The organism is Candidatus Hadarchaeales archaeon, assembly GCA_038736355.1.
Classification (GTDB): Archaea; Hadarchaeota; Hadarchaeia; order Hadarchaeales; family WYZ-LMO6; genus WYZ-LMO6.
Genome location: JAVYML010000002.1, coordinates 114,879 through 133,372 on the forward strand (window position 1 = coordinate 114,879; position 18,494 = coordinate 133,372).

An 18,494-nucleotide genomic window follows, 5' to 3' on the forward strand; every position below is an offset into this window, starting at 1 on the left:
ATCCTTTTGGTACGAAAGGGTTTAACCGATATCCCCTCCTTTAAAAACAGCCCCAAAGAAAAGAAAGGTGATGCCGACTACGAACCATCGAAGGGGAAAAAATTATTTTTTCCCCCTCGCTCTGCTAGTAACCCTCCTTCTCCCCACCCTTCCCCTCCCTTACGCCGGGGCCCTTTCCCTACCCTCCTACATCTTGGTGAAGAAGGAGTTCCAGATCCTAGAAAACAGGATGGTCAGGGCGGAGGAAAATTATCTTTTAAACCTCCCACGTCTCTATTCCTCCATCACCATCTATCATCTCCTCCCATCCCAGGATCTTTGGGAACTGAAGGCATGGTGTGAAAAGGGGACGCTGAAGCTGGAGAATCGGAGGGTGGAAGGCGGAACCGAGGTAATCCTCACCATTTCCTTCACTCCTCCCTTCAGTGGAAGGCTCGAGTACGGATTCTCCTACATGGCCTCGGGATGGGTGAGCGGGACTGGACCCAAATACGAGGCGAGGCTGGGAGGAGTGAGGATGGAGAGGGGGGATTATCCCTACGAGAACTATTTGCTCACCATCAAGGGTCCACCGGGAAGTAGACTCTTCTGGTACGAACCTAGGGAAGCCATCCCCTCAGCCGACGGTCTCTCCCTCACCTACTCCACCTCCGTGAGGGCTCCAGGAGTTTTCGAGGGATTGCTGGTAACCTTCTACACCTCTCCAGCATACTACAAGCTCACCCTCTCCGAGGAAGTGAAGAACACGGGAAAGGGTGATTGCGAACTGATAATGAACCTCCTCCTCTTCGGAAGGAAGGGAAATCATTTCGCCTCCATAGTCTCCTCCGATCCACCCGTGGGAAGTCTATACATCGATGGGGAGAACAACTTTTACGCCTCCTTCGGTCTCAAATTGGCACCTGGAGAAAAAAGGAGGTTAAAACTTGAACTCGTGTGGATGGTCGGGCTTCACGATCCAGCCCTCTCCCCCTCGAATGCGGGAACCCTCGATGATCTCCCCTCGGGAATGGAAGAATACACCAAAGGGAGGGAATGGTGGGAGGTGGAGGAACTTCGACCACTGGCCCTCCAATTGGCGGGAGGGGAAAGGAACCTCTATCTCCTCTGTGAAGGATTCCTGAAATGGATGGACCAAACGATCACCTACGTACCCACCGAGAGGAGACAGGGGGCCTTGGAAACCTATCAGAAGAAGAAGGGGGACTGTGACTGCTTCAGCGACCTCTTCATCACCCTCCTCCGGGCCCTCGGTGTGCCCTCCCGCCTCTCCTTTGGTTGGACGGTGGAAGAAAATGGAATAGGAAACCATGCTTGGGCCGAAGTTTATCTCCCGGGCTTGGAATGGCAGCCCGTGGATCCCACTTGGTCGAGGGGTTCTGAGAGATACCTCTTCAGAATGGACCCCCTTCACCTCTGTAGGGGCTCCAGGGGATTGTCCTCCTCCGATTCCTACCTCTCCAGGATCTATCGGGGAGGATATCCCGAGGTGGAACCCGAGGAGGTATCCCTCACCCTCCTCTCGGCTGAAGAAGCTTTCCAGGAATTCTTGCTTTCCGCCCGCTCCATGCTCGAACTGGCCGAAAAGGTTGGAAAGGGAGATCCAAGGCTGGAGAAGGGGAGGGAATACCTACTCAAAGGTCAAACGGAGAAAAGGATGGAGGATGTTCTCCTTTCCCTTTCCCTCTCCATGGAGATTCTCGGAGAAAGGGGGAAACCCCTAGAGCTTCCCTTCTGGGTTCCCCGGTGGATCCTCGTCCTCTTGGGAGTCCTCTTGGGAGTTGCGGTGCTGCTGGCGCTGGTGATATGGTTGGTCGAAAAGAAGTTGTCCTATCGTCCCCACTTGGGAAGCTGCATCAGGGCCTTCTCCACCAGTTCCTTCGGATACTCGTAATCCTCCAGCTTTCCCTCAAGGTAGGCACTCCAAGCCCCTAGATCCAAGAAACCATGACCGCTGCAGTTGAAGAGGATTACCTTCTCCTCCCCCGTACGCTTACACTTGAGAGCCTCGTCCACCACCGCTTTGACTGCATGAGCCGTCTCCGGCGCAACCACGAATCCCTCCGCTTGGGCAAAGAGACGGGCCGCCTCAAAGACTTCATTCTGATGGTAGGCCAGGGCACCGACATATCCCTCCTTGGTGAGCTTACACAGGAGAGGGGCATCGCCGTGGTATCTCAAACCACCTGCATGGATGGGAGGTGGAACGAAGGTATGGCCAAGGGTGTACATCTTCAGGAGGGGCGTGAGTCCTGCCGCATCTCCGTGGTCGTAGGTGTAGATTCCCTTGGTCAGGGTGGGGCAAGCTTTGGGTTCGCAGGAGAAGGCCTGTAGCTCCGGTTTCTTCCCCGTAAGCTTGTCCGCCATGAAGGGGAAGAGAAGGCCAGCGTAGTTGCTCCCTCCTCCCACGCATCCGAAGATCACATCCGGATACTCTCCCGCCATCTCCATCTGCTTCTTGGCTTCCAACCCCACCACGGTCTGGTGGAGGAGTACGTGATTGAGGACGCTCCCCAAGGAATACTTGGTGTTGGGATGGGTGACGGCGTCCTCGATGGCCTCGGAGATCGCTATTCCCAAGCTGCCGGGGTTCTGCGGGTCCTCCTTCAAGATCTTCCTCCCGTACTCCGTCCTATTGCTTGGACTCGGAATGCACTCCGCTCCCCAGATTTCCATGAGGATCCTGCGGTAGGGTTTCTGTTCATAACTCACCCTCACCATGTAGATCGTGCACTTGAGACCGAAGAGCATGGTGGCGAAGGCAAGGGCGCTCCCCCACTGCCCTGCCCCCGTTTCCGTGGTCAGTCTCTCCACACCTTCCTTCATGTTGTAATATGCCTGGGCCACAGAAGTGTTGGGTTTGTGACTTCCAGGGGGGCTCACCCCTTCCCACTTGTAGTAAATCCTAGCGGGAGTCTTCAGAAGGCGTTCCAGCCTGACGGCCCGATAGAGGGGAGTGGGTCTCCAAATCCTGTATACCTCCCTCACCTCCTCCGGGATGGGGATCCATCTCTCCCTGCTGACTTCCTGCCTGATGAGTTCCTTGGGAAAAATGGGTTCCAGTTCTTCTGGACGTACGGGTTCTCCCGTCGCGGGATTGAGGGGAGGATCGAGGGGGGAGGGAAGATCCGCCTGAATGTTGTACCACGCCTTGGGGAGCTCCTCCTCGTCCAGCAGGAACTTAACGCGGTCCATCCTCACCCCTCTTCCTGTAAAGAATAAAAAAGTTCCTCAACGCACAAATTTGTGCTTTCCAAGGGAAAGAAGGAAATCGAGGGTGCGGGTACCGAGTCCCAGGGTTCCCGCCTTCAGCAGATCCTCCACTTCATCCACATCTGTGGCCACCGTATCCGACTGGTAGATCTTTGGGGTTATCCCCACCCTCAAACTCTCCCTCACGTGGAGGGGAAAACTCTCCCCTCCGAACCTCAAGGGTATCACGTTGGGGGGGCGGAGAAAAAGGGCATTGGTTCCACGGGTCTTGGAGGGTGCTATCACCACCTCCCTTTGAGATGAGGCCATTCCCCTTATCCCCTCCACATCCTTTACCCTAAGAAAGGGAAGATCGGCGGGGAGGATCAAGACCTCCTCCATCCCCTCTCTCACCGCCTTTTCCACCGCCAGTGAGAGGGCTAGGTTGAGCTCCAAACCTGGTTCCTTCAGGCCCTCCGCTCCCCTCTCCGAGGCGAAGCGCAGGACCTCTTCGTCAGGGGAAACCACCACTTTCCTCATCTCCACCCCCGAAAGGACTGCCAGCATGTCCGAAAGCATGCACAGGACCAATTCCTTTCTCTCCTCGGGGCTGAGGACCTTTTCAAAACTGGACTTGGCCTTGGAAAGATGCTTGACGGGCAAGAGGATCCAGCCCCCGGTCATCCCATCACCCATAGGTCAGCCCCTTTTACTCCCTTTGGCCCTCTGCTTTTTTATGGGGAGGGATGGGGGGAAGATGATGGAAGGAACAGTGACCTATTCTTCGAACGTCTTCGTGCCCCTCACCAACCTATGCAGGAACCGTTGCTCCTATTGCGGTTTCAGAAGGGAAGAAAGGGAAGCCTCCTTCCTTTCCCCAAAGGAAGTCTTTTCCCTCGTCCTCAGGGGGAAAAAGGCTGGCTGCTCGGAGGTCCTCCTTACCCTGGGGGAGAGACCGGAAGTCCATCCCCTCGGGAGGGAAAAGCTAAGGGAATTTGGTTACCGAACCACCTCGGAGTATCTACAGGAACTCTGCAAGTACATCCTCAAGCTCGGCCTCCTCCCCCATACCAACGCGGGCGTGCTGAGCGAGGGTGAACTGGAGGGACTGAAGAAGTACAACGCGAGCATGGGATTGATGTTGGAGTGTGTTGCCGAGCTGGAAGCCCACAGGGAAAGCCCTGGAAAGGATCCGGAGCTGAGGCTTAAGTTCATAGAGAAAGCGGGAAGGCTGAGAATACCCTTCACCACGGGACTCCTCGTGGGGATAGGAGAAAGCAGGGGGGAAAGGGAGAAATCCCTGGAGGAAATCCGGAGGCTGCATGAGAAATACGGTCACATCCAGGAGGTGATCATCCAACCCTTTTCCCCCAAACCCGGCACTCCGATGGAAAACTTCCCACCCCCTTCCCTCAAAGAACTCTTGGATACCGTCAGGATGGCTGCTAGGATCCTCCCCCCGGGAATGGGTATCCAAATCCCACCGAATCTGGTACCGGATGTAGTACCCTTCCTCAAGGAAGGAGCAAACGACTTGGGAGGAATCTCGGAGATCACCCCGGATTTCATCAACCCCGAACATCCCTGGCCCAAGTTGGTGGAATTGAAGAGAAGGGTGGAAGGAGCTGGTTTCAAGTTGAAGGAAAGGTTGCCCCTCTATCCCAAGTATGCCCTCGATCCTTCCTTCATGTCGGAAGAGGTAAGGAGGGTGGTCTCCAAGCTGGCGGATGAAAGGGGCTACAGACTCTCTCCCCAAAAGGGTTAAGAAGATGGAGACGAGAGGCTCCAACATGGAAAGGATTTTTCCTGTCCTCGAGAGGAGATGGGAAAGGGAGCTGGCGGAAAGCGACCCGGTGGTGGTCCAGGCCCTAGAAAGGGCCCTCTCGGGAAAGGAGTTACAACTGAAGGAAACCGTTGAGCTTTTGAAGGTGAAGGGCAGGGAACTGCGCCTCCTCCTCTTCACGGCCGATTTTCTCAGGAAGAAGCTGGTGGGTGAAATCGCCACCTACGTGGTGAACCGAAACATCAACCATACCAACGTCTGCATGGGCTCTTGCAAGTTCTGCGCCTTCCGCCGCCCTCCTTTCCATCCCGAGGCTTACTCCCTCACGCGTGAGCAGGTGAGGGCCAAGGCGGAAGAGGCGGTGAGGATGGGGGCCACGGAGATCTGTTTACAGGGTGGTCTCCACCCCTTCCTCGGTCTGGAAGACTACCTCGAACTCATCCGCGTGATAAAAGGAGTCTCGGAAAGGCTTCACATCCACGCCTTCTCACCCGCCGAATTGGACCACCTTTCCAAAAGGGAGGGATTGCGAATGGAGGAGGTGGTGAAGATCCTGAAGGAAGCTGGCCTAAACTCCGTTCCAGGGACGGCTGCGGAAATCCTCAGCGACAGGGTGAGAAAGATGGTCTGCCCGGAGAAGATCCGGACAAAGAGATGGATAGAGATAGTGAAGACTTGTCACCGCATGGGAATACCCACCACGTCCACCATGATGTATGGAACCGTGGAAACCCTTGAGGAAAGGGCGGAACACCTCCTGCTCCTCAGGGAGATCCAGAAGGAAACCCGAGGCTTCACGGAATTCGTCCCCCTCCCCTTCGTTTCCAAAAACACTGAGCTCTCCTCCTTGGGTGTGAGGGGTCCCACCTTCGAAGAGAGCCTTAAGGTACATGCCGTCGCCAGGTTGGTGCTGGCCGGATACATCAACCACCTTCAGGCTTCTTGGGTGAAGCTTGGACCAGAAGGGGCCATGACCATGCTGTTCGCAGGAGCTGACGATCTGGGTGGAACCCTCTTCGAAGAAAACATCACGAGGGAAGCCGGGGGTGAATGGGGACAGGTGATGACACCCCAACAGCTCCGTTCTCTCATCGTCAGGGCGGGGAGGATACCCAGACAGAGATCCACCCTTTACGAGCTCCTGGATTGATGGGCCATCTCCTCCAGGATTTTCCTCGCCAACCTCCTCCTTTCCCCCAAGTTCCGCATCCAGAGGTTTGCCAAATGAACCTTCATCCCCAAATCCTCGATAAAAGGGGCAAACCCCCTATCGGAGGAATGGAGGAAAAAGTGTCCCGCCACCTCCCGATAGTAGCTCGCCACCCCTCTGGGGCTCACCTCAAAACCCAGGGCCTTCATGAGCTTTCCCGCCGGACCGCTGACGGGAGCCCTTCCCAAAATGGGGCTCACCACCACTACCTCCTCCCTCCTCCTTTTCAGCTCTTCCCGGATCTTCCTCAGCGATAGAATGGGACCTATGCTCGTCACTGGATTGCTTGGGCCTATCAGAATGAATTCACTTTTCCTGAGGGCCTGCAAAACCCCTGGCGCGGGCTCGGCGGTCTCCGAACCCCTGAACCTCACCCCCCTGACCCTCTCCCTTCCCTTTCTTCCCACCCAGAATTCCTGGAAGTGCACCCATCCCCTGGGTGTGAGGATCTCGGTAACCACCTTGCCATCCGTCATCGGGAGAACCTTTACCCTTATGCCCATCCTGGCGCAAAGTTCTGCGGTAAACTGGGAGAGGCTCTTTCCCCTCTCCAGTTCCAAAGTCCTGAAAAGGCAGGTGGCCCTGTCCCTATCTCCTAGCTTCAAGAGCTCCCTTACCCCCAGCCTTTCCAAGGCCCTATGGGTTTCAAAGGTATCTCCCTCTATTCCCCACCACGTCTCCTCGTTGATGATACCAGCAAGGGTGTAGACCACAGCATCCAGATCGGGGGAAACCCTGAGACCGGAAATCTCTATGTCCTCCCCCGTGTTGACCACCACGCAGAGATCCTCCTCTTTCGCCTCCCTCAACATCCCCTGAAGGAGCTTCGGAGTACCCGTCCCCCCGGATAGAAGGGTGATCATCTTTCTTGACTTTTCTCTCCTCCTAAAAAGGGGAAGTTTTTTCCTTCCCCCATCTATGAAGCCAGATGGGGATCAAAGCCATCCTCTTCGATCTGGACGGAGTGCTCGTGGATTCCCTGGAGGTTTGGTACAAAGCCATGAACGAAACCCTGCGCAAGTTCGGCAGGGATAGGTTGGGAAAGGGGGAATATCTGAGGAAATACTGGGGTTTCAGTCTTTCCAGGAACTTCGAGAAACTGGGATTGGGAAGGGAAGCCGTGAACTACTGCCTTTCCAGGTATGAGCATCATCTGGGGGAGATCGAGCCCTTTCCTGGAACCGAGGAAGTGCTGGGAGAGCTTAGGAAAAGGAGATTCAAGCTGGCCTTGGTAACCAACACTCCTTCAAGGATGGTAGAAGCCCTCCTTTCCAAACTTGGATGGAAGGAGCTCTTCGACACCATCATCACAGGAGATGAGGTGAAGAGGGCCAAACCCCATCCGGAAGCCGTGAGGAAGGCCTGCCGCAGATTGGGAGTTTCACCCGAGCACGCCCTGCTCGTGGGCGATACGAGGAGCGATGTCCTGGCTGGGAGGAACGCCAAGGTAAAGGTGGTGGGGGTAGGAGTGGAGGGGGACTTGAGGATCGAAAACCTGAAAGAACTCCTCCTCTTCCTCAGGAAATCAGGTGAAGAGATCCTTCTCCCTTGATCTCACCAGTTCCCTAGCACTTCCCTTTCCCCTTTGGTATTTCGCCCCCCTCACCAGCACGACCGGTGTGCCCTCCCCCGCCTCGCCCATCATGGAAACCGCTGCGGCTGCTATGGCATCTGCTTGGGCCACCACCGTCACCTCCAGTTCCTTCCCGTAGAGGTCCTTCCTTCCCCTCAGATCCCACAGGGGTTTCATTCCCGAAACTCCTATCGCCACCCCCAAACATCCGGTGCGAAAGGCCCTGCCCTGTGTGTCGGAAATGATCACGGCCACTTCCACTCCCAGCTCCTTCTTGATCTTCTTCCTGATCCTTTCAGCACTCCTGTCGGGGTCTCTGGGGAGAAGGGTTACCCTTCCCCCCTCCACGTTGGAGTGATCCACGCCCGCGTTGGCACACACGAATCCATGTTCCGTTCTGGTGATCAGTACATGGGAGGATCTCACGATCTCCTTGGCTTCCCTGAGAACCACTTCCACCTCTCTGGCATCCTTCCCCAGGCGCGAAGAGAGTTTCTTCGCCAGCTCCGAGGGTCTGATTTTCTTCAAATCCACGACTGCCCCTTCTGCCTTGGATACGATGGATTGCGCCACCACGAGCACGTCCCCGGTTTGGAGGGAGAACCCCTGGGAACGAAGGGTCTTCACTATCAGCTCCCCTATATCATCCCCCTTCTTCACCAGGGGAAAACCCGGAAGGGGGATCACCTCCATCTTGTTCAGCTCCGGCATCCTAGAGTGTGGGAAAGGGAGTTTAAAGGCACCTTCATAAGGGTCAAAGGTTACTTTAACCCGTGGAAGTGAAGCTCATAGGAATTAGGACTCCCCTCGTGAAACCCGGAGATCATCTCCCCTCCCTCCTCCTGAGGGCCCTCAGAAAAGCTGGAGGATTGAGAAACCACGATATTTTGATCCTTTCCTCTAAGGTGGTTGCCACAGCCCAGGGAAGATTGGTAAAGCTCTCGGAGGTAAAACCCAGTTCGCGCGCTAAGACCCTGGCGGAGAAAACTGGACTGAATCCCCTCTTCGTGGAAGTGGTGCTCAGGGAGGCCGATTCGGTGCTTGGAGTCTCGAGGGGGGCCATCCTCACCTTGGTGAAAGGACTCCTGTGCGCCAATGCCGGGGTGGATCTCTCCAACGCTCCACCGGGCTATGCCATCCTCCTTCCCTCCCATCCCCAGCTCTTCGCAGAAGAACTCAGGAAATACTTCGAGAAGGAAGAAGGGGTGAGGGTGGGAATAATCCTCTCCGACAGCACGGTGAGACCCCTAAGGCTCGGAACCGTGGGACAGGCAATAGGGATTTCGGGTATACCCGGCGCACTGGATTGTAGGGGAACGTCCGATCTCTTCGGCAAAAAACTAAGAGTTACCAGGAGGGCCCTGGCCGACCAGCTTGCCACCGCCGGAGAGCTTCTGATGGGAGAAGCGGGTGAAAGGATTCCGTTGGTGGTGGTGAGGGGACTACGGATAAAGGGCAAGGGCATACCCTCGCCAGCTGTCAGACCCGAGGAATGCCTCTATTTTTCCCTCCTGAGAAAAGGATTCAAACGCGGTTGAGAGGTTTTAGCTCCACTCCCCTCTTATCCGAATGTATCTCAAACATTTTTTCCTCCAAAAGGGTTCCGAGAAGCTTTTCGCAAACCATCACTTCCTTCCCGTGTTCTTTGCGGAAGGTGATAATGCCATCGGCCTTCGAGAGGATATTGGCCTCGAGGGAAGGATCCAAAGTGCCAGGTACTAACAGGGCCAAGATCACGAATCCCCACTTCCTGCAAGCCTCTCCCATTTCTTCCAAGAAAGCCAAAAACTCCACCTTCTCTTCTTCTGAAAAGAAGAGGGCGAAGTCGTTAAGAGGGAAGAAAATCAAAACGGAGTTGGAAGCTTCCCTCTCCAAAAACTTGGAAAGATCGGAAAAGATTTTGGCCTTGGCATCCCTCACCACCTTCCCATCCGTTTGTTTGAGCCATCTCGCCAAGTCCATGAAGGACTCGGGAAGTTCCCAGAAGGAGCGGAAAAAGGCCTTGGAGGAAAAAGTCTTGCAGAAATCCTCCGAGAATTTTCCACTAACATCTTGAAGCACGCTCTGCTTGGTAGTGGCGAGGGTAAGATACCAGATGCGTTCGGGAAGGACTTGATTTTCATGTAGCTTGGAACCGTTGAGTCTTGCCAGCCTAACGGAAAGCGTGTGGAGGAAGTCCTCCTTTCTGGTACCTGGAGGACCTACCAACACGATCAAAGAACCTAGAGGAAATCCTCCTTGAAACACCTTATCCAACGGTTCAAAACCCGTGGGAACCCTAAGAATCATCATTTTTTTTCTTACCCTCCTTTCTTTAAAAGTATAGCCTATCTTATAAATTATTTCCGATTTTGAAATAGCCTCTTGACAAAAGCTTTAGAGAGAAGCCGTTCACCTCAGAAGGTCGAATGGAAACTTCCAAGTGGGCCACGCTACTCATCTTTGTGTGTTGCTATGCCCTAGCGATTTCGCGCAAAACCAGACTTTCCCTGATCTCCCTTTCCTCCGCCCTTCTCCTCCTCTTGCTGGGGATTTTGAATCCGAGGGAGGCTTTCGAGTCCATCAGGTGGAGCGTCCTAGCGCTCTATTGGGGCTTCCTCCTTCTTTCCCTTTCCTTCTCGGAGAGCGGTCTCCCCTCCCTCCTCGCCCACCGTTTCCTCAAAGCTTCCAGAAGCGAGGGTAAGGCCCTCTTCCTCCTCTGTGGCCTCACCGCCCTCCTCTCGGCCTTCCTGGAGAACGTGGGGGTGGTTCTCATGATGGCTCCCATAGCCCTGGAGCTGGCGAGAAAAACCCGCACCTCACCCTTCTTGCCACTGGTTTCCGTGGCCCTTTCCTCTAACATGACCACCACCGTGAGCATGATTGCCGATCCCCCCTCCATCATCCTAGCCTCGGAAACCGGCATGCACTTCATGGACTTCTACTGGTTCAAGGGGAGACCGGGGTTGGGTACCCTTTCCGTGATAGGGGTGATAACCGGTCTCCTCACCCATTACTTCCTGCACCTAAAGAGGAGAAAGAACCGTATCGAAGTGAAGGAGGAAAGGATGAAGGTAGACTATTCTCCCCTCCTCCTCTTCCTCGCAGGGATCCTCCTCCTCTGTCTGGAGCCCTACTTGAAGATAGGCCAGGGAACTATAGGCTTGGGAGTAGGACTGGGTTCCCTATTCCTGTGCTGGAGGAAGGCCGGAAAACTCCTCCGCGAGTTCGATTGGGATTCCCTCCTCTTCCTGCTCGGTATCTTCGTGGTGATAAGGGCCACCGAAAAAGTGGGGCTTCTCGAAGACCTAGCGGGAGGTCTGGAAGGCCTGAAGCTCGGTTCCCTCTCCATCCTCTTCTTGCTCACTTATCTTTCCATGGGGCTTTCTTCCTTCATGGACAACGTTCCCCTCACCATCCTGATGCTCCCTATCTGCAAGGACCTAGGGGGCTTGTTGGGCATGAGTTCCCTTCCCCTCATGTATGGGGTACTGATAGGAACGGGAATAGGGGGAAACATAACACCCGTGGGTGCTGCTGCCAACCTCTTCGCCTGCAGGATTCTGGAGAAAAAGGGACACAGGGTAAAACTGAAGGAATACCTCAAGCTCAGCCTACCCCTTTCCCTCGTTTCCGTTTCCGTTTCCCTTCTCCTCCTTCAACTCTTCTGGATGTGACCCGGAAAACGATTTAGGCAGCACGGGGAAGAATAACAAGATGACCGTAAAACTCAAGAGGATAGACGAGGTCAGGTGGGAAATCCCTCAAGATTACAAGCCTGGGATGAGGGTACCTGCCCGCATCTACGCCGATGAGGAGATGATAAGGGAGATGGGGAAGGATCTGACGCTGGAGCAGGCCGCCAACGTTTCTTTCCTCCAGGGCATCTACAAGTATAGCATCACCCTACCCGATGGTCACCAAGGTTACGGCTTCCCGATAGGTGGCGTTGCCGCCACGGACGCGGAAACTGGTGTGATCTCTCCCGGAGGGGTGGGCTATGACATCAACTGCGGTGTTAGGGTTCTTCGTACCAACCTCACGAAGGAAGAAGTGATCCCCAAGCTCCACCAACTCGTAGAGACCCTCTTCAGGAATGTTCCCTCGGGACTGGGGAGCACGGGACACGTCAGACTCACCCCGCAGCAGCTGGACGAGGTCCTGGAGCTCGGTGCAAAATGGGCCGTGGAAAATGGCTTCGGTTGGAAGGAGGATTTGGAGAGGCTGGAGGAGGGAGGATGCATGGAAGGTGCCGATCCGAAGAAGGTGAGCACTGAGGCCAAGAAGAGGGGATTCCCACAGCTGGGCAGTTTGGGGAGCGGGAACCACTTCCTAGAAGTGCAGGTGGTGGACAGGATTTATGACCCCGAAGTGGCCAAAGTCTTCGGTCTGGAGAGGGAAGGGCAGGTAACCGTTATGATCCATACTGGTTCCAGGGGTTTGGGACACCAAGTCTGCTCCGACTACTTGAGGACGATGGAAAGGGCTGCCCATCATTACAAAATCCACCTCCCCGACAGGGAGTTGGTGAATGTGCCTTTCACCTCACCGGAGGGGGAAGCCTATTTCTCGGCCATGAAGGGTGCCGCCAACTTCGCTTGGGCCAACAGACAAATGATCACGCATTGGGTAAGGCAGAGTTTCGAACAGGTTTTTGGAAGGGAAGCTGAAGCCTTGGGCCTCCACGTGATCTACGATGTGGCACATAACATAGCCAAGCTGGAAGAACACAAAGTGAACGGGGAGAAAAAGGAAGTAGTGGTGCACAGGAAAGGGGCCACGAGGGCCTTTGGCCCTGGACATCCCCAAGTCCCCTCTCTCTACAGGAAGGTAGGACAACCCGTCCTCATCCCAGGGGACATGGGGACAGCTTCCTATTTGCTGGTGGGGACGGAGAGAGCCATGGAAGAGAGCTTCGGCTCCACCGCTCACGGTGCGGGAAGACATCTCTCCAGGGCCGCTGCCCTCAGGCAATTCAGGGGAGATGAAATAAGGAACGAATTGGGAGAGAGGGGTATCTACGTGAAGGCAGCCAAACTCTCCGTGATAGCCGAGGAAGCCCCCCAGGCCTACAAGAACGTGGATAAGGTAGTGGAGATCACACACCGGGCAGGTCTCTCCCTGAAAGTAGCGAGACTCATCCCGGTGGGGGTGGCAAAGGGTTAAATGGGTTCCATCTCCGTCCTTCTCCCCTCTTCCCTCGTTTCTGACAGTCAAAGCCAGCTCGAGAAAACCTTTAAGCTCGGGATGGTGGCCCGTGCCCTTGCCATCTTCAGGGTGGAGGAAGTGGTAATCTACAGGGATCGTGATCCACACGTGAAGGACCACAGGAAGGAGACCGACTTCATCTGTACAGTCCTCAGATACGCCGAAACCCCACAATACTTGAGGAGACTCCTCTTCCCCAAGATGGAGACCCTCAGATACGTGGGAATCCTTCCACCCCTCAGAACGCCCCATCATCCCCTTCAGACCGAAAAAAACACGCCTGGGGCCTTCAGGGAAGCGGTGGTGCTGAAGTCGGAGAAAGGGAGGAGCCTCCTGGAGCTCGGACTGAAGGAAAAGGGGGTTACGGAGAAAAGGCTGGAGGAAGGGAGGAGGGTGACCGTCAAGCTGGTGGAGAGGGTGGGGGAAGTTTGGAGGGTGGAGGTGGTACCGAGGGAAGGCACGGGAGAGTACTGGGGGTACAGGGTCTTGGAAAAGGGAAGCCTTTCGGAAGCCGTCAAAAGGTATGAGGCTTACTTTAAAATAGGGACGTCGAGATACGGTAAAAAACTGGAGGAGTTGAGGAGGAGTCTGAAGGAGATGAAACCGGAACGTCTCATGGTGGCCTTCGGAGGCCCCTATGCCGGTTTGCTCTCCATATGCGAGAGGGAAGGCAGGAGAGCGGAGGAACTCTTCCATCTCCTCGTGAACACCCTTCCCGGGCAGGGTGTGGCCACGGTGAGAACGGAGGAGGCCCTCCTCGCCACCCTAGCCCTCTTGAGAGCGGAGGTGGAATGAATGGGAAGGAGAGCCCATAGGCCTAGGAGGGGATCGCTGGCCTTCTCCCCGAGGGTGAGGGCGCCTTCCCCCATACCCCACATCAGATCTTGGCCGGAGGAAAAGGAGGTGCGTTTACTGGGCTTCGCGGGATACAAGGCTGGAATGACCCATGTTTTTTATATAGACGACAAGAAAACCAGCCCCACGGCGGGAAAGGAGATCTTTTCACCAGCCACCGTGATAGAGACCCCTCCCCTGAAGGTCTGTGGAGTGCGCCTGCTGGAAAAGACCGATCATGGCCTCCGAACCCTCACCGAAGTCTGGGCGGATGACCTGCCCAAGGAGCTGGGTAGGAGGATCAAACTCCCGAAGAAGGCCTGTCAGGAGGAGGGAATGAAGAAGGCTGAAGAGCTGCTGAAGGAGGGAAGGGTCGCGGAAGTGAGGGTGCTCGTTTGTACCCAGCCCTGGCTCTGCTCTGGACCCAAGAAAAAACCCGACCTCTTCGAGGTGGGAGTGGGTGGACCCGATGTTCTTTCCAAATGGGAATACTGCAAGGGCCTGCTCGGAAAGGAAGTGAGGGTTTCGGAAGTCTTCAAACCAGGCGAATACGTGGACGCCACCGCCATCACGAAGGGCAAAGGTTTCCAGGGACCGGTCAAAAGGTGGGGGGTGAAGATCCTTCCCAGAAAAACCGATGACGGAAGAAGACAGGTGGGTACCCTGGGTCCCTGGACCCCTGCGAGGGTAATGTGGACGGTTCCAGCCGCTGGACAGATGGGATACCACCAGAGGACGGAGTTGAACAAACGCATCCTCAAGATAGGGAAGGGAGAAGAAGTGACCCCGCCAGGGGGCTTCAAAAGGTGGGGAACCGTGAAAAGCGATTACGTACTGGTGGCCGGATCCCTGCCCGGACCCACGAAGAGACTCATCCATCTGAGACCAGCCGCGAGGATGAGGGAAAGCCCGGGAGTCCCCGTGGTGACCTACATAGCGAGTGCGGGTGGGAAGAAATGAAGGTCCCCGTTTTCTCCCTCGAAGGAAGCAGGATAGGGGAGGTGGAACTCCCCGAGGTCTTTCAGGAGGAATACAGACCGGACCTCATAAAGAGAGCCGTGATCTCCTCCCAGACCGCCCGTCTTCAACCAAAGGGGGTTGATCCCATGGCCGGCAAGCGCACGACGGCGGAGACGTGGGGGAAGGGTTATGGGGTGGCCAGGGTACGGAGGGTGAAGGGAAGGGGATCACCAGCCTCAGGCACGGGTGCCTTTTCCCCCCACACGGTGGGGGGGAGAAGAGCCCATCCTCCCCTTCCTTGGAAGATCCTGAAGGAGAGGATCAACAAAAAGGAAAAGAAGCTCGCCTTCCGCTCGGCGGTAGCAGCCACGGCAAGGGTTGAACTCGTGCGCTCGAGGGGCCATCTCGTGGAGAAAATACCTTCCCTCCCCCTGGTGGTGGAGGACAAACTCGAAGAACTCTCGGAGACGAAGAAGGTCAAGGAGGTCTTTCAAAAGCTTGGGCTCTGGGAGGAAGTGGAAAGGGTCTCCGAGAAGGAAAAGATAAGGGCTGGAAGGGGGAAGATGAGGGGAAGAAAATACAGGAGACCCGTTGGACCGCTGCTCGTCATCTCCGGGGACAAAGGGATAAAGAAGGGAGCAGGGAATCTTCCTGGGGTGGAGGTGGTGGAAGTGAGGAACCTGGGAGTGGAGGATCTGGCACCGGGGGGAATGCCGGCGAGACTCACGGTCTGGACCACCTCCGCCCTAGAAAGGCTGGAGGAGAGGGTATGAAGGATCCCCACAAGGTGATCCTCTATCCCCTTGCCACCGAAAAGGCCGTGAGGCTAATAGAGAAAGAAAACAAGCTAACCTTCGTGGTTTCAGAGGATGCCAACAAGATCGACGTGAAGAGGGCGGTGGAAGTGCTTTATGGGGTAGAGGTGGAAAGTGTGAGGATAGTGCGCGACCCGAAGGGCAGGAAAAAGGCTTACGTGAAACTCACCCCAAGATTTATTGCGGATGAGGTGGCATCCAAATTGGGGGTGATCTGATGGGAAAGATCATAAGGGCACAGCGAATAGGAAAGGGTTCCCCCACGTACAGGGCCAAGAGCTGGAGGAGGGTGGGGGAGGTGAAGCTTCCCCCGACGCGTGCCACCAAGGGGGTGGTGGTGGACATCGTACACGAACCGGGGAGAGGCTACCCCCTCATGCTGGTCAAGTTCAGGGAAGGCTTCAGGGTGGTCCTTCCCGCTCCCGAGGGGATAAAAGTGGGGGAGGAAATAGAATGTGGTCCCGGGGCGGGGGACAAGATAGGCAACATCAAAACTTTAGCGGAAATCCCGGAGGGAACCAAGATCTTCAACGTGGAAGCCCTTCCGGGGGATGGGGGGAAGTTCGCCAGAACTTCTGGCTCATATGCCGTTTTGGTGGCCAAGGAGGGGGGGAAGGCAATGGTGCAGCTGCCCTCGGGGGAAATAAGGGCCTTCGACCTGAGGTGCAGGGCCATCATAGGCACGGTCTCGGGAGGGGGCAGGATAGAAAAACCCTTCCTGAAGGCGGGGAAGAAACACCATGCCATGCTCGCGAAGGGGAAGCCCTATCCACGCGTGAAGGGTGTGGCCATGAACGTGGTGGACCATCCCTTCGGAGGCGGAAGGGGGAGGCACGCTGGCAGACCCAAGATAGTTTCCAGGAATGCCCCTCCGGGACAGAAGGTGGGTCTCATAGCCGCCAGGAGAGTTGGAAAGAGGTAGGGGAGGATGCCGAAGAAGTTCACCTACAGGGGATACACCCTGGAAGAACTGAAGAAAATGCCCTTGGAGGATTTTGCCAAGCTCCTTCCCTCTCGCCAGCGTAGGTCCCTCCTCAGACTCCTGAGGGGTCTCCATCCTGAGGGAAAGAAACTCCTGACCAAGGTCAGGAAAGTCCTGCAAAAGGGGAACGGGGATACCATCATCCGCACCCACCTGAGGGAAATGATCATCCTCCCGGAGATGGTGGGGCTGAAGTTCGGAGTGTACAACGGAAAGGAATTCGTGGTGGTGGAAATAAAGCCGGAGATGATAGGGCACAGGCTGGGTGAGTTCAGCCAGACGAGGAAAAGGGTGATCCATGGGGCTCCGGGCATAGGCGCCACGCGCAGCTCGATGTTCGTCCCGCTGAAGTGATGGGATGCCCAAGTTCGGTTATTCCTGCAAGGTGGAGGAACCCTGCGCCAAGGCCATGGGTAGGGAACTGAGGATTTCTCCCAAGGATGCCGTGGAAATCTGCAGGGAGATAAGGGGAATGAAGCTGCGCCAAGCCCAGGCTTACTTGGAAGAGGTGGTGAAAAAGAAAAGGGCCGTTCCCTTCAGGAGACATGCCAAAAAGGTGCCCCATCACAAGGGAACCAAGGGTGCCGGAGCCTATCCCGTCAAGGCGGCCAAGGCCATCCTGCAGGTCCTGAAGAACGCTGAGGCCAACGCCGTTTACAAGGGATTGAACGTGGAAAAGCTCAAGATCGTGCATGCGAGTGCCAGCAAGGGAATAACCCTTCCCGGCATTCTGCCTAGGGCCTTTGGCAGGGCCACACCCTATAACAAGCCCCTTACGAACGTACAGATCGTCCTCAAGGAGGCTTGACTTGAGGGTGGATAAACTCTTCGTGAAGAGGGCAATAGAGTTCGCGGAACTCAACGATTACTTGGAGAAGGAACTGGAGCATGCGGGCTATGGAGGGGTGAGTATAAGCAAGGTACCCATGGGTACTAGGATTACCCTTTACGTGGAGCGACCTGGGGCCGTGATAGGAAAAAAGGGAAAGAGCGTACAGGAGCTGACGGACGAGCTGGCCAAGAAGTTCAAGCTCGAGAATCCCCAGATAGAAGTGGTGGGAATAGAAAAGCCAGAATTGAGTGCCCCCATCATGGCAAAGAGGATCGCCTTCGCCCTCGAAAGGGGGGCGAACTTCAGGACCCTCGGATACACCTTCATGAACAGGATCATGGAAGCTGGGGCCAGGGGGGTGGAAATCGTGATCTCCGGTAAGCTTGGAGGGGAGAGGGCGAAGAAGGTGAGGTTTTACCAGGGATATTTGAGTAAGGCGGGGGATCCCGCCCACAAGCTGGTGAGCTACGGTTTCGCCTACGCCAAGCTAAAACCGGGTGTGGTGGGGGTGAAGGTGAGGATCATGCCTCCAGGTCCCATGCCGGATGAAATAAAGCTTAAATCCGAAACCCCACAAACTCAAGAGACTCCGGAGGGAGAAGATGGCGGTGCTGAGGGCGGATGAAATAAGGAGCATGAGCCTGGAGGAAATAAAGGCCAAGCTGAGGGAGCTCCGCGCCGAGCTGGCCAGGGAGAGGGCCATGAGGAAGGGGGGAGGACCCTCTGAAAATCCGATGAGGGCGAGGGAACTCAGACGTGCTATAGCAAGGATTTTAACGGTGGTAAGAGAAAAGGAAAAGGTGAAAACTCCATAATGCAGGGGATCTGTCCACGTTGCGGCCTTCCTGCTGAACTTTGCGTTTGCAAGGAGATCTCCAGGGAACAACAAAGGATAACCGTGTATTCCGAGAGCCGGAGGTTCGGGAAGGTGGTAACAGTGATCGAGGGACTGGACGACAAGAAAAGCAACCTGAAGGAATTGCTCAAGAAGCTGAAGAGCAGGATGGCATGTGGAGGTACGATGAGGGAAAACGCCATAGAACTGCAGGGAGATCATAAGAACAAGATAAAGGAAGTTCTGGTGGAGCTTGGGTTTTTACCCGAATCCATAGACATCATTGAGTGA

22 protein-coding genes are annotated in these 18,494 nt (G+C 55.6%); 17 read left to right on the forward strand and 5 right to left on the reverse strand.

The window, feature by feature from the left end:
* Window positions 1-70 precede the first annotated feature (70 nt).
* Entirely contained in the window at window positions 71-1,894 is a 1,824-nt protein-coding gene (locus QXG22_02850; protein ID MEM0358935.1) for a transglutaminase-like domain-containing protein, read from the forward strand.
* Here the strand turns inward: QXG22_02850 and QXG22_02855 are convergent.
* Window positions 1,831-3,195 (reverse strand): TrpB-like pyridoxal phosphate-dependent enzyme, encoded by a 1,365-nt coding sequence (locus QXG22_02855; GenBank protein ID MEM0358936.1) that lies wholly within the window; start codon window positions 3,193-3,195, stop codon window positions 1,831-1,833. The two genes, QXG22_02850 and QXG22_02855, sit on opposite strands and share 64 nt — an antisense overlap.
* 36 nt (window positions 3,196-3,231) lie before the next feature.
* Window positions 3,232-3,876, reverse strand: a complete 645-nt coding sequence (gene cofC, locus QXG22_02860; GenBank protein MEM0358937.1) for a 2-phospho-L-lactate guanylyltransferase — start codon at window positions 3,874-3,876, stop codon at window positions 3,232-3,234.
* A gap of 76 nt (window positions 3,877-3,952) precedes the next feature.
* Here cofC and cofG point away from each other — a divergent pair, with 76 nt between their 5' ends.
* Together cofG and cofH are read left to right on the forward strand one after the other, a co-directional pair.
* On the forward strand, window positions 3,953-4,957 hold the full coding sequence (cofG, locus tag QXG22_02865; protein ID MEM0358938.1) for a 7,8-didemethyl-8-hydroxy-5-deazariboflavin synthase subunit CofG: 1,005 nt from the start codon (window positions 3,953-3,955) through the stop codon (window positions 4,955-4,957).
* 25 nt (window positions 4,958-4,982) lie between these two features.
* Window positions 4,983-6,125 carry a 5-amino-6-(D-ribitylamino)uracil--L-tyrosine 4-hydroxyphenyl transferase CofH gene (gene cofH, locus QXG22_02870; protein ID MEM0358939.1) on the forward strand — a complete coding sequence of 381 codons (1,143 nt, stop codon included), beginning with the start codon at window positions 4,983-4,985 and terminating at the stop codon, window positions 6,123-6,125.
* Here the strand turns inward: cofH and cofD are convergent.
* Entirely contained in the window at window positions 6,107-7,048 is a 942-nt protein-coding gene (gene cofD / locus QXG22_02875) for a 2-phospho-L-lactate transferase (GenBank protein ID MEM0358940.1), read from the reverse strand. The two genes, cofH and cofD, sit on opposite strands and share 19 nt — an antisense overlap.
* A 65-nt stretch (window positions 7,049-7,113) precedes the next feature.
* Between cofD and QXG22_02880 the strand changes: the two genes are divergently transcribed.
* Entirely contained in the window at window positions 7,114-7,737 is a 624-nt protein-coding gene (locus QXG22_02880; GenBank protein ID MEM0358941.1) for an HAD family hydrolase, read from the forward strand.
* Here QXG22_02880 and cofE (QXG22_02885) read toward each other — a convergent pair.
* Window positions 7,711-8,469, reverse strand: a complete 759-nt coding sequence (gene cofE / locus QXG22_02885) for a coenzyme F420-0:L-glutamate ligase (GenBank protein MEM0358942.1) — start codon at window positions 8,467-8,469, stop codon at window positions 7,711-7,713. The genes QXG22_02880 and cofE (QXG22_02885) overlap by 27 nt on opposite strands.
* A gap of 62 nt (window positions 8,470-8,531) precedes the next feature.
* Between cofE (QXG22_02885) and cofE (QXG22_02890) the strand changes: the two genes are divergently transcribed.
* A complete protein-coding gene (gene cofE / locus QXG22_02890; GenBank protein ID MEM0358943.1) occupies window positions 8,532-9,296 on the forward strand; it encodes a coenzyme F420-0:L-glutamate ligase in 765 nt (254 codons plus the stop codon).
* Here cofE (QXG22_02890) and QXG22_02895 read toward each other — a convergent pair.
* Window positions 9,283-10,050: a hypothetical protein gene (locus tag QXG22_02895; protein ID MEM0358944.1), complete on the reverse strand. Its 768-nt coding sequence runs from the start codon at window positions 10,048-10,050 to the stop codon at window positions 9,283-9,285. The genes cofE (QXG22_02890) and QXG22_02895 overlap by 14 nt on opposite strands.
* 116 nt (window positions 10,051-10,166) lie before the next feature.
* Between QXG22_02895 and QXG22_02900 the strand changes: the two genes are divergently transcribed.
* Genes QXG22_02900 through yciH form a run of 12 tightly spaced genes read left to right on the forward strand, consistent with a single transcriptional unit; the run spans window position 10,167 to window position 18,494 of the window.
* Window positions 10,167-11,414: an anion permease gene (locus tag QXG22_02900; GenBank protein MEM0358945.1), complete on the forward strand. Its 1,248-nt coding sequence runs from the start codon at window positions 10,167-10,169 to the stop codon at window positions 11,412-11,414.
* Between the two features lie 40 nt (window positions 11,415-11,454).
* Window positions 11,455-12,903 carry an RtcB family protein gene (locus QXG22_02905; GenBank protein ID MEM0358946.1) on the forward strand — a complete coding sequence of 483 codons (1,449 nt, stop codon included), beginning with the start codon at window positions 11,455-11,457 and terminating at the stop codon, window positions 12,901-12,903.
* Complete coding sequence (locus QXG22_02910; GenBank protein MEM0358947.1) at window positions 12,904-13,740, forward strand: RNA methyltransferase; 837 nt, start codon at window positions 12,904-12,906, stop codon at window positions 13,738-13,740. It begins immediately after the preceding gene.
* Window positions 13,741-14,739: a 50S ribosomal protein L3 gene (locus tag QXG22_02915; GenBank protein ID MEM0358948.1), complete on the forward strand. Its 999-nt coding sequence runs from the start codon at window positions 13,741-13,743 to the stop codon at window positions 14,737-14,739.
* Entirely contained in the window at window positions 14,736-15,512 is a 777-nt protein-coding gene (gene rpl4p / locus QXG22_02920; GenBank protein MEM0358949.1) for a 50S ribosomal protein L4, read from the forward strand. The genes QXG22_02915 and rpl4p overlap by 4 nt, the downstream gene beginning before the upstream one ends.
* On the forward strand, window positions 15,509-15,772 hold the full coding sequence (locus QXG22_02925; GenBank protein MEM0358950.1) for a 50S ribosomal protein L23: 264 nt from the start codon (window positions 15,509-15,511) through the stop codon (window positions 15,770-15,772). The genes rpl4p and QXG22_02925 overlap by 4 nt, the downstream gene beginning before the upstream one ends.
* A complete protein-coding gene (locus tag QXG22_02930) occupies window positions 15,772-16,476 on the forward strand; it encodes a 50S ribosomal protein L2 (protein MEM0358951.1) in 705 nt (234 codons plus the stop codon). The genes QXG22_02925 and QXG22_02930 overlap by 1 nt, the downstream gene beginning before the upstream one ends.
* Before the next feature lie 6 nt (window positions 16,477-16,482).
* A complete protein-coding gene (gene rpsS, locus QXG22_02935) occupies window positions 16,483-16,890 on the forward strand; it encodes a 30S ribosomal protein S19 (protein ID MEM0358952.1) in 408 nt (135 codons plus the stop codon).
* A 4-nt stretch (window positions 16,891-16,894) separates the two neighbouring features.
* Window positions 16,895-17,344 carry a 50S ribosomal protein L22 gene (locus QXG22_02940; GenBank protein ID MEM0358953.1) on the forward strand — a complete coding sequence of 150 codons (450 nt, stop codon included), beginning with the start codon at window positions 16,895-16,897 and terminating at the stop codon, window positions 17,342-17,344.
* A gap of 7 nt (window positions 17,345-17,351) precedes the next feature.
* A complete protein-coding gene (locus QXG22_02945) occupies window positions 17,352-17,993 on the forward strand; it encodes a 30S ribosomal protein S3 (protein MEM0358954.1) in 642 nt (213 codons plus the stop codon).
* On the forward strand, window positions 17,971-18,183 hold the full coding sequence (rpmC, locus tag QXG22_02950) for a 50S ribosomal protein L29 (GenBank protein ID MEM0358955.1): 213 nt from the start codon (window positions 17,971-17,973) through the stop codon (window positions 18,181-18,183). The genes QXG22_02945 and rpmC overlap by 23 nt, the downstream gene beginning before the upstream one ends.
* On the forward strand, window positions 18,183-18,494 hold the full coding sequence (yciH, locus tag QXG22_02955) for a stress response translation initiation inhibitor YciH (GenBank protein MEM0358956.1): 312 nt from the start codon (window positions 18,183-18,185) through the stop codon (window positions 18,492-18,494). The genes rpmC and yciH overlap by 1 nt, the downstream gene beginning before the upstream one ends.

Coding starts and splice junctions, on each gene's coding strand:
- cofC (MEM0358937.1), bottom strand. CDS start 3,876: ATGACCGGGGGCTGGATCCTCTTGCCCGTCAAGCATCTTTCCAAGGCC.
- cofG (MEM0358938.1), top strand. CDS start 3,953: ATGGAAGGAACAGTGACCTATTCTTCGAACGTCTTCGTGCCCCTCACC.
- rpl4p (MEM0358949.1), top strand. CDS start 14,736: ATGAAGGTCCCCGTTTTCTCCCTCGAAGGAAGCAGGATAGGGGAGGTG.
- QXG22_02930 (MEM0358951.1), top strand. CDS start 15,772: ATGGGAAAGATCATAAGGGCACAGCGAATAGGAAAGGGTTCCCCCACG.
- QXG22_02850 (MEM0358935.1), top strand. CDS start 71: ATGCCGACTACGAACCATCGAAGGGGAAAAAATTATTTTTTCCCCCTC.
- cofH (MEM0358939.1), top strand. CDS start 4,983: ATGGAAAGGATTTTTCCTGTCCTCGAGAGGAGATGGGAAAGGGAGCTG.
- QXG22_02915 (MEM0358948.1), top strand. CDS start 13,741: ATGGGAAGGAGAGCCCATAGGCCTAGGAGGGGATCGCTGGCCTTCTCC.
- QXG22_02925 (MEM0358950.1), top strand. CDS start 15,509: ATGAAGGATCCCCACAAGGTGATCCTCTATCCCCTTGCCACCGAAAAG.
- rpsS (MEM0358952.1), top strand. CDS start 16,483: ATGCCGAAGAAGTTCACCTACAGGGGATACACCCTGGAAGAACTGAAG.
- rpmC (MEM0358955.1), top strand. CDS start 17,971: ATGGCGGTGCTGAGGGCGGATGAAATAAGGAGCATGAGCCTGGAGGAA.
- cofE (MEM0358942.1), bottom strand. CDS start 8,469: ATGCCGGAGCTGAACAAGATGGAGGTGATCCCCCTTCCGGGTTTTCCC.
- QXG22_02905 (MEM0358946.1), top strand. CDS start 11,455: ATGACCGTAAAACTCAAGAGGATAGACGAGGTCAGGTGGGAAATCCCT.
- QXG22_02910 (MEM0358947.1), top strand. CDS start 12,904: ATGGGTTCCATCTCCGTCCTTCTCCCCTCTTCCCTCGTTTCTGACAGT.
- cofD (MEM0358940.1), bottom strand. CDS start 7,048: ATGATCACCCTTCTATCCGGGGGGACGGGTACTCCGAAGCTCCTTCAG.
- QXG22_02880 (MEM0358941.1), top strand. CDS start 7,114: ATGGGGATCAAAGCCATCCTCTTCGATCTGGACGGAGTGCTCGTGGAT.
- QXG22_02940 (MEM0358953.1), top strand. CDS start 16,895: ATGCCCAAGTTCGGTTATTCCTGCAAGGTGGAGGAACCCTGCGCCAAG.
- QXG22_02900 (MEM0358945.1), top strand. CDS start 10,167: ATGGAAACTTCCAAGTGGGCCACGCTACTCATCTTTGTGTGTTGCTAT.
- QXG22_02895 (MEM0358944.1), bottom strand. CDS start 10,050: ATGATGATTCTTAGGGTTCCCACGGGTTTTGAACCGTTGGATAAGGTG.
- yciH (MEM0358956.1), top strand. CDS start 18,183: ATGCAGGGGATCTGTCCACGTTGCGGCCTTCCTGCTGAACTTTGCGTT.
- QXG22_02855 (MEM0358936.1), bottom strand. CDS start 3,195: ATGGACCGCGTTAAGTTCCTGCTGGACGAGGAGGAGCTCCCCAAGGCG.